Annotated in this window: 16 protein-coding genes and 1 pseudogene; 6 read left to right on the top strand and 11 right to left on the bottom strand. The window is 70.1% G+C overall.

The annotated features are described in order from the left end of the window. The first annotated feature begins 50 nt into the window (after positions 1-50). The 4 genes from MRBLWS13_RS19770 (at position 51) to MRBLWS13_RS19755 (ending at position 4,346) form a co-directional block, all read left to right on the top strand. Entirely contained in the window at positions 51-1,193 is a 1,143-nt protein-coding gene (locus MRBLWS13_RS19770; protein ID WP_349427018.1) for an epoxide hydrolase, read from the top strand. Positions 1,194-1,343: 150 nt separating this feature from the next. Next, positions 1,344-2,405: a 2-oxoglutarate and iron-dependent oxygenase domain-containing protein gene (locus tag MRBLWS13_RS19765; protein ID WP_349427016.1), complete on the top strand. Its 1,062-nt coding sequence runs from the start codon at positions 1,344-1,346 to the stop codon at positions 2,403-2,405. A 70-nt stretch (positions 2,406-2,475) separates the two neighbouring features. Then, complete coding sequence (locus MRBLWS13_RS19760; RefSeq protein WP_349427014.1) at positions 2,476-3,555, top strand: PfkB family carbohydrate kinase; 1,080 nt, start codon at positions 2,476-2,478, stop codon at positions 3,553-3,555. Then, entirely contained in the window at positions 3,552-4,346 is a 795-nt protein-coding gene (locus tag MRBLWS13_RS19755; RefSeq protein ID WP_349427012.1) for a 5'/3'-nucleotidase SurE, read from the top strand. The genes MRBLWS13_RS19760 and MRBLWS13_RS19755 overlap by 4 nt, the downstream gene beginning before the upstream one ends. 108 nt (positions 4,347-4,454) lie before the next feature. On the opposite strand, the gene rpsO is transcribed toward MRBLWS13_RS19755, so the two are convergent. Further along, positions 4,455-4,724, bottom strand: coding sequence for a 30S ribosomal protein S15 (gene rpsO, locus MRBLWS13_RS19750; protein ID WP_056121136.1), 270 nt, complete (start codon positions 4,722-4,724; stop codon positions 4,455-4,457). A 308-nt stretch (positions 4,725-5,032) separates the two neighbouring features. Between rpsO and MRBLWS13_RS19745 the strand changes: the two genes are divergently transcribed. Beyond that, complete coding sequence (locus MRBLWS13_RS19745) at positions 5,033-5,974, top strand: DMT family transporter (RefSeq protein ID WP_349427010.1); 942 nt, start codon at positions 5,033-5,035, stop codon at positions 5,972-5,974. A 21-nt stretch (positions 5,975-5,995) separates the two neighbouring features. Here the strand turns inward: MRBLWS13_RS19745 and MRBLWS13_RS19740 are convergent, their stop codons facing one another. The 5 genes and pseudogenes from MRBLWS13_RS19740 to MRBLWS13_RS19720 all read right to left on the bottom strand — a co-directional run bounded on the left by MRBLWS13_RS19740 (position 5,996) and on the right by MRBLWS13_RS19720 (position 9,699). Further along, on the bottom strand, positions 5,996-6,415 hold the full coding sequence (locus tag MRBLWS13_RS19740; RefSeq protein WP_349427009.1) for an AraC family transcriptional regulator: 420 nt from the start codon (positions 6,413-6,415) through the stop codon (positions 5,996-5,998). A 49-nt stretch (positions 6,416-6,464) separates the two neighbouring features. Then, positions 6,465-6,881, bottom strand: a pseudogene (locus MRBLWS13_RS19735) (cupin domain-containing protein); the annotation flags it as partial. A 278-nt stretch (positions 6,882-7,159) separates the two neighbouring features. Beyond that, a complete protein-coding gene (locus tag MRBLWS13_RS19730) occupies positions 7,160-7,723 on the bottom strand; it encodes a YceI family protein (protein WP_308869745.1) in 564 nt (187 codons plus the stop codon). A gap of 182 nt (positions 7,724-7,905) precedes the next feature. Further along, the gene (locus tag MRBLWS13_RS19725) at positions 7,906-8,274 is read right to left on the bottom strand and encodes an FKBP-type peptidyl-prolyl cis-trans isomerase (protein ID WP_331912438.1); all 369 of its coding nucleotides are present in this window, start codon (positions 8,272-8,274) and stop codon (positions 7,906-7,908) included. Positions 8,275-8,472: 198 nt separating this feature from the next. Then, a complete protein-coding gene (locus MRBLWS13_RS19720) occupies positions 8,473-9,699 on the bottom strand; it encodes a PrsW family intramembrane metalloprotease (RefSeq protein WP_349427008.1) in 1,227 nt (408 codons plus the stop codon). A gap of 85 nt (positions 9,700-9,784) precedes the next feature. On the opposite strand from MRBLWS13_RS19720, the gene MRBLWS13_RS19715 reads away from it, so the two are divergent. Further along, positions 9,785-10,648 (top strand): fumarylacetoacetate hydrolase family protein, encoded by an 864-nt coding sequence (locus MRBLWS13_RS19715; protein WP_349427007.1) that lies wholly within the window; start codon positions 9,785-9,787, stop codon positions 10,646-10,648. 63 nt (positions 10,649-10,711) lie between these two features. On the opposite strand, the gene MRBLWS13_RS19710 is transcribed toward MRBLWS13_RS19715, so the two are convergent. From MRBLWS13_RS19710 to MRBLWS13_RS19690, 5 genes are all read right to left on the bottom strand, one after another. Next, a complete protein-coding gene (locus MRBLWS13_RS19710) occupies positions 10,712-11,314 on the bottom strand; it encodes a DUF4190 domain-containing protein (RefSeq protein ID WP_349427006.1) in 603 nt (200 codons plus the stop codon). Between the two features lie 60 nt (positions 11,315-11,374). Beyond that, positions 11,375-12,856, bottom strand: coding sequence for an aspartate ammonia-lyase (locus tag MRBLWS13_RS19705; RefSeq protein ID WP_349427005.1), 1,482 nt, complete (start codon positions 12,854-12,856; stop codon positions 11,375-11,377). A 149-nt stretch (positions 12,857-13,005) separates the two neighbouring features. Further along, complete coding sequence (locus MRBLWS13_RS19700) at positions 13,006-13,974, bottom strand: phosphodiesterase (RefSeq protein ID WP_349427004.1); 969 nt, start codon at positions 13,972-13,974, stop codon at positions 13,006-13,008. 58 nt (positions 13,975-14,032) lie between these two features. Beyond that, positions 14,033-14,362, bottom strand: coding sequence for a peptidase (locus tag MRBLWS13_RS19695; RefSeq protein ID WP_331908233.1), 330 nt, complete (start codon positions 14,360-14,362; stop codon positions 14,033-14,035). Next, positions 14,359-15,666 carry an inorganic phosphate transporter gene (locus tag MRBLWS13_RS19690; protein WP_349427003.1) on the bottom strand — a complete coding sequence of 436 codons (1,308 nt, stop codon included), beginning with the start codon at positions 15,664-15,666 and terminating at the stop codon, positions 14,359-14,361. The genes MRBLWS13_RS19695 and MRBLWS13_RS19690 overlap by 4 nt, the downstream gene beginning before the upstream one ends. Between the last annotated feature and the right edge of the window lie 113 nt (positions 15,667-15,779).

Here is a 15,779-nt window from a genome sequence, read left to right as displayed (position 1 = left end):
CTCGGATATCAGGAAGAGAACCTGCCTGTTTCGACCGTAGCGTCGTAGACATGAACACCGCAACCGCCGCCACCACCGCCATCCGCCCCTTCCGCATCGACATTCCGCAGGCCGACCTCGACGACCTCACCGACCGCCTGGCGCGCACCCGGCTCCCCCAGCCGGCGCCCTCCGATGACTGGGAGTCGGGAACACCCCACCAGTACCTCGCGGATGCCGTCGCACGCTGGCGCGACGACTTCGATTGGCGCGATGCCGAGGCGCGCATGAACGAGTTCCCCCATTTCCTCACCGAGATCGACGGGCAGCCGATCCACTTCGTGCACGTGCGCTCGCCGCACGAAGGCGCCACGCCGCTGATCCTCGCGCACACGTACCCGGGCTCGTTCGTCGATTTCCTCGACATGATCGGCCCGCTCGTCGACCCTGTCGCACACGGCGGCCGCGCCGAGGACGCCTTCGACGTCGTCGTGCCCGATGCGCCCGGGTTCGGCTTCAGCCAGCCGGTCACGCAGCCGGGCTGGACCACCGCGCGTGTCGCCGCCGCCTACGACACGCTGATGCGCCGTCTGGGCTACGACTCGTACGGCATCCACGGCAGCGACAACGGTGCGATGGTCGCGCGCGAGCTGGGTCTGCTCGATCCCGCGGGGTTCCTCGGCCTGCACGTGCTGCAGCTGTTCTCGTTCCCGTCGGGCGACCCGGCCGAGTTCGAGAAGCTGGAGCCCCAGGACTACGCCGGGCTCGAGCACATGCAGTGGTTCCAGTCCGTGGGCGCCTACAACACGATGAACGCCGCCCGGCCGCAGACGATCGCCGCGGCGCTGTCGGACTCGCCGGTGGGTCACCTCGCCTACGCAGAGCTGTTCAACTCCTTCGGCAACGGCACGAGCCTCGTCCCCCTCGACGCCATCCTCACCGAGGTGAGCGTCGCGTGGTTCGCCAACGCGTCCGCCGGCATGAGCCGGGCTTACCGCGACAACGCGCTGGCGGATGCCGAGCCCCGCGTGAGCAGCGCCCGGACGGGCGTCGCGGTGTTCAAGGACGACTTCCAGACAATCAAGGTGTTCGCCGAGCGCGACAACACGAACATCGTCCACTGGAGCCGCTTCGAGACGGGCGGCCACTACGCCGCGCTCGAGGTGCCGGAGCTGGTGGTCACCGACATCCGCACGTTCTTCGCCCGCGCCTGACGCCCCCTTCCTCCCCGCCCCCTATGTTCACTTGCACTGGATGTACGCGACGCCGGCGTGTCGCGTACGTCCTGCGCAAGTGAACGTCGGGGGCGGAAACGGTACGCAACAAACCGAGCGGATGCCGCGGCATCCGCCTAGCCTCGCCTCATGACCGAGCTCAATCTGCCGATCCTGGACCTCTCCCGGCTCGACGCGGGTGCCGAGGCGGCCGCGCAGTTCCGCGACGAACTGCGCGCGGCGACCCACGACGTCGGGTTCTTCTACCTCACCGGCACCGGCGTCTCGCCCGCGCTGGAAGCACGTCTGCACCGCGCCGCGCGCGAGTTCTTCGCCCTCCCCGAAGCCGACAAGCTCGCGATCGAGAACGTCAACAGCCCGCACTTCCGCGGGTACACGCGCATCGGCGGCGAGCGCACGCAGGGCAAGGTCGACTGGCGCGAGCAGATCGACATCGGCCCCGAGCGCGTGGCCGTGACGGAGCCCGATGCCCCGGACTTCGCGCGCCTCATCGGGCCCAACCTCTGGCCCGAAGCGCAGCCCGAGCTGCGAGACGTCGTCACGGAGTGGCACGACCACCTGTCGGGCGTCGCGCGCAAGCTGCTGCGCGCCTGGGCGCTGTCGCTCGGGGCGGCGGAGAACTACTTCGACGAGCACTTCGGCGAGCCGTCCACGCTCATCAAGATCGTCCGCTACCCCGGCAAGGAGGACCCGACCCCCCAGCAGGGAGTCGGCGCCCACAAAGACTCCGGGGTGCTCACGCTGCTGTGGGTCGAGCCCGGCAAGGGCGGCCTCCAGGTGGAGCGTGATGGACGGTGGGTGGACGCGCCCCCGGTACCGGGCGCGTTCGTCGTCAACATCGGCGAGCTGCTCGAGTACGCCACGCAGGGCTACCTGATCGCGACCAAGCACCGGGTCATCTCGCCGAAGTACCCCGACGACCGCATCTCGGTCCCGTTCTTCTTCAACCCCGCGCTGGACAAGCGCCTCCCGCTGATCGAGCTGCCCGACGAGCTCGCCGCGCAGGCGCGCGGTGTCACGCAGGACCCGTCGAATCCGATCCACGCGCTCTACGGCGAGAACGCGCTCAAGTCGCGCCTGCGCGCCCACCCCGACGTCGCCGGGATCTACCATGCGGACCTCGTGGCGGCGCGTGCGGCGGCTTCCGAGCCGAGCGCCCGGGAAGCGGTGGCATCGGGCTCCTCCGCCTGACGTTCTTGCAGGTCTCCCCGCGCCGTGCAAGGGGGTCCTCGACGGCGGGACGCGCGCCTAGCGTGGCGGTATGAGCGACGTGACGATCTTCGCCCCCTCCCCGACGCTCACCGTCACCGTCGAGGAGCACGACGACGAGCCGGACATCCATGTCCACGCGGGCGGCCAGGGCGTCTGGCAGGCGCGCATGCTGCTGCGGCTGGGTGTCTCGGTGACGATGTGCTGCAGTCTGACCGGCGAGATCGGACGGATGCTGCGGCATCTGCTGGAAGACGAGGGCCTCACCGTCGCAGGCGTCGAGCGGCCCGGGAAGGGCTCCGCCTACGTGCACGATCGCCGCGGCGGCGAGCGTCGCATCATCGCCGAGACGGGCGGCGACCCCCTCGCCCGGCACGATCTCGACGAGCTCTACGGCGTGACCCTCCGCGAGGGACTCGCGTCGGGCCTGGCGATCCTCAGCGGACCGGCCGGCGACGAGACGCTCCCTGCCGACACCTACCGCCGGCTGGCCGCCGATCTCCATGCCGGGGGCGCCACGGTCGTCGTCGATCTCGCCGGCCCACGGCTCGACGCGGTCGTCGAGGGCGGCGTCGACGTGCTCAAGGTCAGCGACGAGGAGTTGGCGAGCGACGGCCGCATCGACGACGACTCCGCAGCGGGGATCATGGCCGCGATGCGGCGCCTTCGGAAGGAGGGGGCGCGTGCCGTGATCGTCTCGCGCTCGCCCGAACCCATGCTCCTGCTCGATCCGGACGGATTCCTCGAGATCACGGCCCCGCGCCTGGAGGTCGCCGACACGCGCGGCGCCGGGGATTCGCTCACCGCAGGCGTGGCGGCCGGCATCGCGCGCGGCGAGAGCGTGCGCGATGCGATCGTGACCGGCGCCGCCGCGGCCGCGCTGAACGTCACGCGACACGGGCTGGGAACCGGCGATCCCGACGCGATCGCGGCGCTGCGATCGGCGGTGACGGTACGGCAGCTGCTCGATGAGGCCGAGGCGGGGATGGATCAGCCGGTGACAGGCCACGTCAGTCCGGACGGGCTCGCGGCCCTCGCAGAGCCGGCGGAGCATCCGCCGGACGGGGCGCCGTCGGGCGGTTCGCCGCGAGCCGGGCACCCCGAGACGGCGGAATCGGGGAACCCGCGATGACCCGCACGCTCATCACCAATGACGACGGCATCGACGCCCCGGGCCTCCACTCCCTCGCCCGTGCCGCCCGTGACGCCGGTCTCGAGGTGACCATCGCGGCGCCCGTCCGGCAGTCCAGCGGTTCCAGCGCGTCGATCGTGGCCGCCGAGGAGGATGGCCGTATCGCGATCGAGCGCCGCGAGCTTCCCGGGCTCGACGGCATCGCCGCCTTCGCGGTGCGCGGCGGCCCGGGTCTCATCGCCCTGATCGCGGCGCACGGCGCCTTCGGCGACCCGGCCGAGCTCGTGCTGTCGGGAGTCAATCACGGCGCGAACGTCGGCCGCGCCATCCTGCACTCCGGAACCGTGGGCGCTGCGTTGACCGGCGGTCTCAACGGGGCATGGGCGGCCGCGGTGTCACTGGACGTCGGCATGAATCCGGAGCAGTTCCATTGGGATGCCGCCTCCGCCGCCGCGATCGGCGTCCTGCCGTTCCTGCTCGAGCGGCCACGCGGGACCGTCGTCAACGTCAACGTCCCGAACGCGCCGGACAACCGCGGGGCGGTCGAGGCCGCCCTCGCCCCCTTCGGCATCGTGCAGACGACGCTGAGCGAACGGGACGCCGGCCACATCCGCCTGGCGGTCGAGGACCTGCCGAACACCCCGCAGCCCGGCAGCGACGCCGCACTCCTGGCGGAGGGATGGGTCACGCTCACCGGCCTCGATACGGTGTCGCAGCTGCCACTCGGCTTCGAGGCGTCACGCGCATCCGCCCGCCCGTCGCGGTCGGCAGCCTCGCAGCGCGAGGCGTGAGGCGAGCCCCGCGGGCTCAGCGATCAGCGGAAAAGATGAAGGCCTCCCCACACCGTGGGGAGGCCTTCCAAGAATGTTTCGCGCGATAGAACGCTGGTGCGCGATGCCTTAGCGGCGGAGTCCGAGGCGCTCGATCAGCGACCGGTAGCGGTTGATGTCGATGTCCTGGAGGTAGCCGAGCAGACGACGGCGCTGACCGACCATCAGGAACAGACCACGACGCGAGTGGTGGTCGTGCTTGTGCTCCTTCAGGTGCTCTGTAAGGTCCTTGATGCGCTGCGTCAGCATCGCGACCTGCACCTCGGGGGATCCGGTGTCACCGGGGTGCGTCGCGTACTCTTCGATGATCGCCTTCTTGGCGTCTGATTCGAGTGGCATAGATGGGATCCCCTTTCTCGTCGTTGCGCGGCGCCCGACGCCTGATGCGCGAGCTCTCTTTATCCGCGGCCGATCTAACGGCAACCTGAAGAGTCTACCAGCAGACGGATGCCGCGGCGAACGCGCTCACGCTGAGCCCGGGTACGCCCGAATCGGGTCGACGCTCGCCGGCATCCGGGCGTACGACGCCGAGAATCCCGTCCCCTGACCGTCGCCGCAACGTAGCCGAACCGCCGCAGACCGGCGGATTTCGGACGTCGCAGCCGATCGCGCGCCCCGGCGTCGCAGGGCGACCGTAGGGTGGCCACGTGGCATCGACGACCGACACGGCTCCTGTGACACGCGCAGAGCGACTGCCCTCCGCGCGCTGGATCACGGTGCAGTTCGTGCTCGCCGGAATCGTATGGGGCTCGAGCTTCCTCTTCATGAAGGTCTCGCTGACCGGCATCTCCCCGGCGCAGGTCGCCTGGACCCGCATCCTGCTGGGCGCCCTCACGCTCGGCGCGCTCGTCCTCCTGCGCCGCGAGCAGCTCTCGCGCAGCCTCCGCGTCTGGGGCCACCTGACGGTGCTCGGGCTGACCTTCTGCGTCATCCCGTTCCTGCTGTTCTCGTGGGCGCAGCAGCACGTGAGCTCGGGCGTCGCGAGCATCTTCAACGCGACGACTCCCATCATGACCGCGATCATGGCCTGGCTGGTGTTCCGCGTGGAGCGCCTCAAGGCGGTGCAGGTCGTCGGCATCGGCGTTGGCATCCTGGGCGTGATCGTGATCATCGCGCCGTGGCAAGGCGTCGCGCTGGGCGGCAGCCTCGTCGCCGAGCTGGCGATCCTCGGGGCGACCGCGAGCTACGGCTTCAGCTTCGCGTACATGCGGCGCTTCGTCTCGAACACGGGGATGTCGGCACTGGCGTTCACTTTCGGCTACATCGCCATGGCAGGCGCGGTGATGGTCGTGCTCACGCCGTTCCTCGTCCTGACCCCAGTACGCCTCGACGTGCCCATCGTCCTGAGCCTCGTCCTGCTCGGCTGCCTCGGCACCGGGATCGCGTACGTCTGGAACCAGAACACCGTCCGAACGTGGGGTCCCACGCGCGCCTCCACCGTCACCTACATCACGCCGGTGGTCGGAGTCATCCTCGGCGTCGTCATCCTGGGCGAGACGATCTCGTGGAACGAGCCCCTCGGGGCACTCGTCGTCTTCCTCGGCATCCTGCTCGCGCAGGACCGGCTGCGCCGGCGACCGCGCTCCTGACACGCGCCCGATCGACTCGCTTCAGGCCGCGGCCCGGCGGACGCGTCCCGGCGTTTCACCGTTCACGCGCGCGAAGGCGCGACTGAACGCGGCCTCGGATCCGTAGCCGTGCGCGGCGGCGACCGCGGCGACGCTGAGTCCTTCGGCGAGCATCGCGCGCGCGGCGCGCATCCGCGCCGCCGACACATAGGTCATCGGCGGTGTACTGACCACCGCGGTGAACCGCCCCGCGAAGACCGAGCGCGACATCGTCGCGCGGCGCGCGAGCGCGTCGAGAGTCCACGGGTGTCCCGGATCGCGGTGGACCGCGGCGAGTGCGGCGCCCAGCTGCGGATCGCGCAGCGCAGCGAGCCACCCGCTCGAGTCCGACTCCTGGTCGGCCAGCCACGCCCGGACGGTCTCGACGACGAGCACGTCCGCCAGCCGGCGTGGCGACGGCATCTCCCCCGGGCTTCGGCTCCCGCAGCTCGCGCGCGAGCAGCGGCAGGAGTGCCGCCATCACCGGATGCCTGGCCGAGTCGACGATGACGACCGACGGCAGCACCGCGAGCATGTCATCGACCGCGGGCGAGTCGAACGCGACCACACCGCACAGCATCGCCAGGGGCGGATCGGCGGCCTCCGGCCCGATCCTCAGCATCGAGAAGGCGTCGCCGAGCATCGTCTGCGGCAGGAGGTCGGCGCGTCCGACGACCTGCGCACCGGGACTCGTCGAGATGCGGTGCCCGATCCCCCGTGGCACGAGCGCGAGCATCCCGGCATCAAGCGGGACAGCGTCGGCACCCTCGACCTCGAGGTGCGCCGTCCCGTGCGCGACGATGTGGAAGCTGAGCGTGCCTGGACACTGCGGCATCTCCACGGAACCCTCCGCGGACGCTTCCGTCCACGAATAGAACGCGCCGCGCATGCGGACGCGGTAGAGCGCGGCGGTCAGGGCGTCCTCCGTGTCCCACGGCATGGTGACGGGGATCGGAGCTCGACTGGACCATCGTCCAGCCGGTGTACCTGACCGACGATGAGCCCGCCGCAACAGAGTCGCCCGCCGCGGCGTCGCACGTGTCCATGCCGAGCTCGTCGAGAGCACCGACCGGGTACGCGAGACGGTGTCGGTCTCGGGCTGATCCGCGCACATGCAGAACAGCGGATGCCTCGGATCGAGGCATCCGCTCTTCTGCGACGCTGCGGTCAGTCCTGCTGGAGGGCGCCCTGCAGCTCGAGCGTGATGGTGACGTCCTTGCCGACGAGCACGCCGCCGGTCTCGAGTGCGGCGTTCCAGGTGAGCCCGAAGTCCTCGCGGTTCACGACGGTCTTCGCGGTGGCGCCGGCCTTGTAATTGCCCCACGGGTCGGTGCCGAAGCCGCCGAACTCGAACTCGAAGGTCACCGGCTTGGTGACGCCGCGGATGGTGAGGTCGCCGTCGACCAGGAAGTCGCCGTCGGCGATGCGGGCGCCGGTCGAGCGGAACTCCATGGTCGGGTGGTTCTCGGCGTCGAAGAAGTCACCGGAGCGGAGGTGGTTGTCGCGCCCCTCGTCCTTGGTGTCGACCGAGGTCACGTCGACGCTCGCCTCGACCTGCGCGTCGAGCGGGTTCTCGGGGGCGACGAGCGTCGCGCTCTTCATGCCGAACGTGCCGCGCACCTTCGAGATCATCATGTGGCGCACGCTGAAGGTGACCTCGCTGTGCGCGGGGTCGAGCACCCAGGTGCCTGCCTTGTAGCCGGGAACGTCGATCGTGGTGGTGTCGGTCATGGCCGTCCTTCGTGTGGGGTGGATCACCGCAGCTGCGGCGATGGGCTCGATGGACGTCAACGCGGTCGATGGGTATATCTATTCCGGTGAATGAAAGATTTCTCATGCCGGACACGACGAAGGGGCGGATGCCGCAGCATCCGCCCCTCCGAACGACGAGGTTCCGTCCGTCTTCGACAGGCTCAGCCGACCTTGATGAGGTCGATGATGAAGATCAGCGTCTTGCCGCCGAGGAAGTGGCCTCCGGCGGGTCCGTACGCGAGGTGCGGCGGGATGACGAGCTCGCGGCGCCCGCCTTCCTTCATGCCGGGAATGCCGTCCTGCCAGCCCTGGATCAGGCCGCGCAGCGGGAACTGGATGCTCTCGCCGCGGTTCCACGACGAGTCGAACTCCTCGCCGGTCTCGTACTCGACGCCCACGTAGTGGACGGTCACGGTGTCGCCGGGCTTCGCCTCGGCGCCCTCGCCCACGACGATGTCGCGGACGACCAGGTCGGCAGGCGCCGGTCCGGCGGGTGCGTCGATCTCGGGCTTGGTGCGGTCGTCAGTCATGACACCATCCAACCATCCCGTGATCGCGGATGCCGGATCAGTTCGCCGTCAGGGGAACCGCCGACCGTTCTCTTGACACTCGCGCGGCCCCCCGGCATCCTGGTCGCAGACCAACTCAGCGCTCGGTAGACACGCAGGCATCGCCGCGGCACCGAGCGCTGAGTCTTGATATGACTCGCATCGCGCGGATGTCCGCCCCTACGGCGCGAACATCGCCGCGCGCGTCGCGGCCGTCTTCTCCAGCAGGGCCCGTTCCTCGGTGACCGCATGCGGGTCGCGGCCGGTGATGGCGCGCTGGCGGGTGGCGGCGAGCGCGGTGGCATCGGCGATGAAGGTCCTCATGAGCGCCGTGCGGTCGCCGCGCAGTGTGCGCGCCCAGCCCAGCGCCGCCTTGCGGCCGGCCGAGGTCGCGAGCATGTCGACCTCCTGCGGCGTGAACCACCCGGCGGCCGCGTAGTCGCCGAGCCGGCGCCTCGTGAGCCGGGATTCCTCGCGCCGCAGCGCGATGATGCCGAGGATGAAGCCGATGAAGAGGGGCACCTGCAGCGTGAGGTAGAGCACGAAGAAATCGCCGAACATCGCGGAGCCGTTCCAGAAGGCGTGCAGCGCGATGGCGCCGGCAAGCCCGACCAGCCAGGGACCGACGGCCTGCCCGGTCGAGAGGCCGCGGCGTGCGGCGAGGCCGAGCGCGAAGCCGGTGACGCTGGTGAACATCACGTGCGCGAACGGCGACAGGATGCCGCGGAGGAAGAACGTCATCGAGGTCTCGGCAGCGCCCCCCTGGATGAAGCTCACCGCGAAGTACTGGATGTTCTCGGTGAACGCGAAGCCGGCCCCGATGAGCGCGCCGTAGACGATGCCGTCGACCGGGCCGTCGAAGGCGCGTCGCGCGGTCGCGAAGATGAGGAAGACCCCGAGGCCCTTCGCGAACTCCTCGACGACCGGGGCCTGCACTACGGTCTGGAGCACCTCGCGGGCGCCGGTGGCGGGGCCGAACGCCATCGACAGCAGCAGGTCGATGCCCAGTGCGATGCCGACGGCGGCGATGCCGCCCCAGCCCACCGCCAGCATCAGCAGCGAGCGCGGCTCGGGCTCCCATCGGTCGACGATGCGCACGGCGAACAGCACGCCGATCAGCGGCACCACTGCCAGCAGCATCCCGATCAGCGAGGCGCCCGGTCCGAGCGCGTTGAGGAAGTAGCCGATGAGGGCGATCAGGATGAGGACGAGGATGCCGACGATCCAGATCGACGCCGTGCGCCCGCGGCGCGGCGCCACCGCGGTGGGGATCTGCACCGGGGCCGGCGAGGTCGCCGGCGGCGCGATCGTCGCGGGAGTCGCGTTGCGCGGCTGCGCGAGGGCGGAGGCGAACTCGGGCGGAGTGAGCGAGGGCCGCGGCCGGGCGGCACCGGGGTCGTGCGTCATGCGCTCAGCCTATGGCCGCACAACGCTCCACCGCCGCGCGAGTGCAGGTCGCCCGTCGGCGCGGGCGTCCGGCTAGGTTGGAGGAATGCGCTTCGCCCATGTCGTGCCGCCGCGGTCGGCCGAACCGAAGCTTGCACTCATCGAGGGCGACGAGGCGATCCTCGTGGAGGCACTGTTCGACGGAGCTCCGCGCGTCCTCGAAGAGCTGATCGCCGGCGGCGACGCGCTGCTGGCACGCGTGCGGGATGCCGCGGGCCGGGGCACGCGGCATCCGCTCGACACGATGGGCTTCGCGTCGGCGCTCCTGACACCGCCCGTGATCCTCGCGATCGGCCTGAACTACGCCGCGCACTCCAGCGAGCTGGGACTGATGACGGACTCCACCCCGACCGTGTTCGTCCTCTGGCCGAACTCACTGGCGGGGCACGACGGCACGACGATCTGGCCGCGTTCGCTGAGCGAGTCCGTCGACTACGAAGCGGAGCTCGGGGTCATCATCGGCACCCCGGCGAAGGACGTCTCCCCCGACGACGCACTCGACCACGTGTGGGGCTACACCGTGGTCAACGACATCACGGCGCGCGACATCCAGTACTCCGAGGCCCAGTGGTCGCGCTGCAAGTCGTTCGACGGCTTCACGCCCACCGGCCCGTTCGTGGTCACGGCCGACGAGATCCCCGATCCGCAGGACCTCCACATCTGGACCGTGCTGGACGGCACGACCCTGCAGGATGCGACGACCGGCCAGATGGTGCGGCCCGTCGCGACGCTCATCTCGCACCTGTCGAAATCGGCGACCCTGCTGCCCGGAACGCTCATCTCGACCGGCAGCCCCGGAGGCGCCGGCTACTCGCGCGATCCGCAGGTGTTCCTGCGCGACCGTTCGACGGTCACCGTCGGGATCGACGGCATCGGCGCACTGACGACCCACTGCCGCATCCACGGCTGATCGCACGACGAAGCCCCCGCTCCGATCGGGAGCGGGGGCATCGCGTGCAGCTGATTCAGCGGGTCACGGGCAGGTGATCGTGCCGCCGGTGTTGAGCTCGTACTCTCCGGGAGCCATCCCTTCGCACAGCTCCTGCAGGGCCGCGCCGGCACCGTTGACCAGCACGATGACGATGATGATCGTCGCGATGATGCTGAGGACCAGGAAGATCCAGCCCAGGATGATCGCCACCTTCGCGGGGGTGTTCTTCACCCCCGCCTTCTTGCTCTGCGAGCGCGCGACGTAGCCGAGGATCAGGCCGACCAGCGACGCGAAGAACACGACGACGAGGGCGACGATGCCGAGGGTCTTGCCGGGCACCGGAGCGTCCGCGGGCGCGCCGTAGGCGGCCGGCGGGGCCGCCGCGTACGCAGGCGGGGCTGCGGCGTAGTCGGGCTGGGCGGGGCCGGCCGGCGCGGCGGCATACTCCGGCGCGGCAGGCGCGGCGGCATACTCGGGAGCGGCGGGCGCGGCCTCCGGCTCGGCGGGGGCCGCGTACTCCGGCGCGGCGGGAGCGGGCGCCTCTGCGGGCGCGGCAGGCGCATCGGCGGGGGGCTGAGGCGCAGTCGGCTCCGACGCGGGCTGCTGAGGCGGCTCGGGTGCGGCCGGGTTCTGCGGATCGGTCATTTCTCGCCTTTCGTTCGAGTCTCCTGACGTTATCGATCCGGAGCCGCCTGCGGCAACAAATCAGCGAGAGTCGGCGGCCTGCTCCACGACCACGTTCTCCGGTGCCTGCTGGATCGGGATCGCGGCGGTCACCGTCTCGAGCCCGGAGAGTCGGGCGGGCGACAGCTGCTTGGCGACCTGCTCGCGTGACATGAGACCCGCCTCGACGACGAGGTCGGCGACGCTGTGGCCGGTGAGCAGCGCCGTCTTGGCCAGTGCCGCCGCGGCCGCGTAGCCGATGAACGGCGTGAGCGCCGTGATCACGCCGACGGACGAGCCCACCATGGCGCCGAGACGCTCGCGGTTCGCAGTGATGCCCTCGACGCAGTTGACGCGCAGCGTGAGGATGGCCTGGCGTAGCCAGGTGATCGACTGGAAGATCGAGTGCGCGATCACCGGCTCGAACGCGTTCAGCTGCAGCTGGCCGCCCTCGACGGCCATCGTGACGGTCAGATCGGCGCCGGCGATGGCGAACGCCACCTGATTGACGACCTCGGGGATGACCGGGTTGACCTTGCCGGGCATGATGCTCGAGCCTGCCTGGCGAGCCGGGAGGTTGATCTCGCCGAACCCGGCCTGCGGGCCGGACGAGAGCAGCCGGAGGTCGTTGCAGATCTTCGACAGCTTGATCGCGTTGCGCTTCAGCGACGCCGAGAACGACATGAACGAACCGGTGTCGCTCGTCGCCTCGACGAGGTCGTTCGCGGTCGCGAGGTCGAGGCCGGAGATCTCTCGCAGGTGCCGCAGCACCACTGGAGCGTAGGACGGGTCGGTGGTGATGCCCGTTCCGATGGCCGTCGCGCCCATGTTGATCTCGTAGAGCAGGTACGCGTTCTCGGTGAGGCGCTGGTGGTCGTAGCCCAGCGTGGTCGCGAAGCCGTGGAACTCCTGGCCGAGGGTCATCGGCACAGCATCCTGCAGCTGCGTCCGGCCGACCTTCAGGACGTCGTGGAACTCCACCGCCTTGGACAGGAACGCCCGGCGCAGCAGGTCGAGCTCTTCGAGCAGGGTCTTGAGGTCGAGACCGAGCCCCACCTTGACCGCGGTCGGGTAGACGTCGTTCGTCGACTGGCTCCGGTTGGTGTCGTCGATCGGCGACAGGAACGCATAGTCGGCCTTCGGTCGCCCCGCGAGCTCGAGGGCGATGTTGGTGATGACCTCGTTCGCGTTCATGTTCGTCGAGGTGCCTGCGCCGCCCTGAATCACGCCGACGACGAATTGGTCGTGGAACTGCCCGTCGATGACGAGCTGCGCGGCACGATCGATGAGATCGGCCTTGGCCGGATCGAGCACCCCGATCTCACGGTTCGCGCGGGCGGAGGCCTGCTTCACCATGGCGAGCGCGCGCACCAGGTCGGGATAGACCGAGATCGGCCTCTTCGAGATCGGGAAGTTCTCCAGCGCGCGGGCGGTGTGGATGCCCCAGTACGCGTCAGCGGGGATCTCCAGGGATCCCAGGGAGTCGGTCTCGATGCGGGTTCGCGTCATTGCGTCCAGTGACATGTGTGTGGTGTCCTCGTGGGTCGTTCACAGCGGTGTGCCGGGATGCTTCGAGACTACTCGCGACACCTTCGCGCCGGCCTATACGCGGCGTACAGCGAACCGGGTCGCCGCGTACACGGCGGCGGCCCGCCGGCGGAGTTCGCGCGCGCTCAGTGGGGCTTGCGTGAGAACGTCTCGAGCCGCTGCTCGGGCGTGAGCCGCGACATCCGCTCCACCCATTCCGCGGAGAAGACGTCGGCGGTGGGCGCCTCGACGACGGGGACGACGGCGTGGGTGATCGTGTCGTCGTATACGTGCACGAGGTGGAAGGATTGGCCGGCATCCATGCCGTTCACGTCGACCGCGGCCCGCGCCAGATTCATCGTGTAGCAGGTGGCGGCGGCGACGCTCACGGGGACGCCCGCGAACGTGCCGCTCGTCGAATAGTGCAGGTGCCCTGCGAGGATCGCGCGCACGTCGGTGCCCGCGATCACCTCGGCGAGGCGCCCCTGGTCTCGCAGCTCGAGGATGTCGAACAGGGGCACATGCGACGGCAGCGGCGGGTGGTGCAGCGCGAGGATCGTGCCGAGCGGGGCAGGGGTCTCGAGCACGGCGCGCAGCCACTCCAGCTGTGCGGTGTCGAGATCGCCGTGGTGCCAGCCGGGCACCGTCGAGTCCAGCCCGATGAGCCGCAGGCCGCCGAGATCCCACACTCCGGTGACGGGCTCCTGGGTCGGCTCGAGTCCGAGCAGGTCGCGGCGCAGCGCCGGCCGCTCGTCGTGGTTGCCTGCCACCCACACCACGGGAGCACCGAGGCGCTCGGCGACCGGCTCGACGGCTTCGCGCAGGGCCCGGTAGGCCGCCGGCTCTCCGAGATCCGTCAGGTCGCCCGTGAACACGATCGCATCGGGACGGATGCCGGTGGCCTCGACCGCGACCAGCGTCCGTGCCAGGTTCGCCGCGGTGTCGAAGCGCCCGCCGAGCGGCGGGTTGCCCGCCAGCAGGTGCGTGTCGCTGATGTGCAGCAGCGTGCGCCGGGCGGCCGGATGCTGACCGAACTGCACGGACGCGTCGGAACCCACGCGCCCGGCGGATTCGGGCGATGCACCGGCGGCGCCGGGAGCGGGCGTGGGGACCATGGGCCCCAGCCTAGGCGCTCGTGCCGACACCGCTCATGCAGCGGACGGCCGTTGCGCCTCAGTGGTTGAACAGGATGAGGAGCAGCCCGCCGAGGACGGCGGCGGCGCAGACGCCGAAGCAGAGATAGGCGGCCACGAGGGCCACACGCTTCTGACCATCGGTCAGCGGACTGCGCTTGGCGGCCTTCGCGGCAGCCTTCTCGGCGCGGCGCGCTTCCTTCTCGGTGATCACGGTGATGGCGTCGGTGAACTCGGCGGGCGCGACGACCGGCGCGCGGCCGGCGCGCACGAGGAGACGCAGGCCGAGCGCGTAGAAGCCGACGACGAGGACGGCCGAGGTGAAGGCCGCGATGAAGACCTGTACGAACGATTCCCAGTGGATGGTCATCGCGGGCCTCCGCTCTTCGGGCCGTTCGCGGATCGCTCGGCGGCCTTCGCCGCCTTCTTCGCCGCGGTATTGGCCGCGGTCTGCGCGGCTGCCACGCGCCGCGCCTCTTCACGGGCGATGGCACGCTGGCGGCGTGTGGGCGGCGGGTTGCGCTTGACCTTGACCGCGCGGCCGGAGTCGGCGACCTCGCTCATCGCGTTCGCCGCCGTCACCTCGTCGCGGCGCGAGCGCAGGAAGAGGAACAGGATGATCGCGACGGCGAGCACGGCGTCGATGATGACGCCCCAGACGGGCAGCCACACGACGATCAGAGCAGCCACGGCGCCGACCGCGCCCGCGGCAGGGAGGGTCAGGACCCAGCCCACCATGATGCGGCCCGCCGTGCGCCACCGCACCTGGGAACCCCGGCGCCCGAGGCCGGATCCGATGACCGAGCCCGACGCGACCTGGGTGGTCGACAGCGCGAAGCCGAGGGCGCTCGAGGCGAGGATCGTCGAGGCCGTCGACGCCTCGGCCGCGAAGCCCTGAGCCGGCTTGACCTCGGTCAGCCCCTTGCCGAGCGTGCGGATGATGCGCCAGCCGCCCATGTAGGTGCCGAGGGCGATCGTGATCGCGCAGGCGAACACCACCCAGGTCTGCGGTTCGGGGTTCGAGGCGGACTGCAGGCCGGCCGTGATGAGCAGGAGCGTGATGATGCCCATGGTCTTCTGCGCGTCGTTCGTGCCGTGCGCCAGAGCGACCAGGGACGACGTGAAGATCTGCCCGAAGCGGAAGCCGTCGCGCCCGTCGGGCTTGCTGTCGTAGCGCCGGGTGAGCGCGTAGGCGAGCTTCGTCGCGGTGAAGGCGATGAGCCCGGCGGTGACCGGGGCGATGAACGCCGGCAGGATCACCTTCGACATCACGACACCGAAGTCGACCGCCGTGACGCCGACGCCGACGATCGTGGCGCCGATGAGCCCGCCGAACAGCGCGTGTGAGGACGATGAGGGAAGCCCCAGCAGCCACGTGAGCATGTTCCAGGTGATTGCGCCGATGAGGCCGGCGAGGATGATCTCCGGGAAGATGTCGTGGGAGATCTGCTCCTCGTTGATGATCCCGCCCGAGATGGTCTGAGCCACCTCCGTCGACAGGAACGCGCCGACCAGGTTGAGGACCGCTGCGAGGAGCACCGCGGTCTTGGGCTTGAGTGCACCGGTGGCGATGGGCGTGGCCATCGCGTTCGCCGTGTCGTGGAAGCCGTTCGTGAAATCGAAGAACAGCGCCAGCGCGATCACCAGAACGATGATGAGGGTTGCGGTTTCCACCGTTCGCTTTCGGTGAGGAGGAGTGGAGAGATGGTGCCGACGAGATCGGCGCGACGAACGAACAGTTCACCAAGAATTCAGGTACCGGCAACCGGCCAGGAAGAATCCTACAT

Origin of the sequence: Microbacterium sp. LWS13-1.2 (assembly GCF_040144835.1) — a bacterium.
Taxonomy (GTDB): domain Bacteria; phylum Actinomycetota; class Actinomycetes; order Actinomycetales; family Microbacteriaceae; genus Microbacterium.
The sequence above is the reverse complement of the archived record's forward strand: the minus strand, read 5'-3'. Positions and strand labels throughout refer to the sequence as shown.

What these genes read in the sequence shown, in the direction of transcription:
- MRBLWS13_RS19770 (WP_349427018.1), top strand. Translation starts at nt 51, where the DNA reads ATGAACACCGCAACCGCCGCCACCACCGCCATCCGCCCCTTCCGCATC.
- MRBLWS13_RS19765 (WP_349427016.1), top strand. Translation starts at nt 1,344, where the DNA reads ATGACCGAGCTCAATCTGCCGATCCTGGACCTCTCCCGGCTCGACGCG.
- MRBLWS13_RS19760 (WP_349427014.1), top strand. Translation starts at nt 2,476, where the DNA reads ATGAGCGACGTGACGATCTTCGCCCCCTCCCCGACGCTCACCGTCACC.
- MRBLWS13_RS19755 (WP_349427012.1), top strand. Translation starts at nt 3,552, where the DNA reads ATGACCCGCACGCTCATCACCAATGACGACGGCATCGACGCCCCGGGC.
- rpsO (WP_056121136.1), bottom strand. Translation starts at nt 4,724, where the DNA reads ATGCCACTCGAATCAGACGCCAAGAAGGCGATCATCGAAGAGTACGCG.
- MRBLWS13_RS19740 (WP_349427009.1), bottom strand. Translation starts at nt 6,415, where the DNA reads ATGCCGTCGCCACGCCGGCTGGCGGACGTGCTCGTCGTCGAGACCGTC.
- MRBLWS13_RS19730 (WP_308869745.1), bottom strand. Translation starts at nt 7,723, where the DNA reads ATGACCGACACCACCACGATCGACGTTCCCGGCTACAAGGCAGGCACC.
- MRBLWS13_RS19725 (WP_331912438.1), bottom strand. Translation starts at nt 8,274, where the DNA reads ATGACTGACGACCGCACCAAGCCCGAGATCGACGCACCCGCCGGACCG.
- MRBLWS13_RS19720 (WP_349427008.1), bottom strand. Translation starts at nt 9,699, where the DNA reads ATGACGCACGACCCCGGTGCCGCCCGGCCGCGGCCCTCGCTCACTCCG.
- MRBLWS13_RS19715 (WP_349427007.1), top strand. Translation starts at nt 9,785, where the DNA reads ATGCGCTTCGCCCATGTCGTGCCGCCGCGGTCGGCCGAACCGAAGCTT.
- MRBLWS13_RS19710 (WP_349427006.1), bottom strand. Translation starts at nt 11,314, where the DNA reads ATGACCGATCCGCAGAACCCGGCCGCACCCGAGCCGCCTCAGCAGCCC.
- MRBLWS13_RS19705 (WP_349427005.1), bottom strand. Translation starts at nt 12,856, where the DNA reads ATGTCACTGGACGCAATGACGCGAACCCGCATCGAGACCGACTCCCTG.
- MRBLWS13_RS19700 (WP_349427004.1), bottom strand. Translation starts at nt 13,974, where the DNA reads ATGGTCCCCACGCCCGCTCCCGGCGCCGCCGGTGCATCGCCCGAATCC.
- MRBLWS13_RS19695 (WP_331908233.1), bottom strand. Translation starts at nt 14,362, where the DNA reads ATGACCATCCACTGGGAATCGTTCGTACAGGTCTTCATCGCGGCCTTC.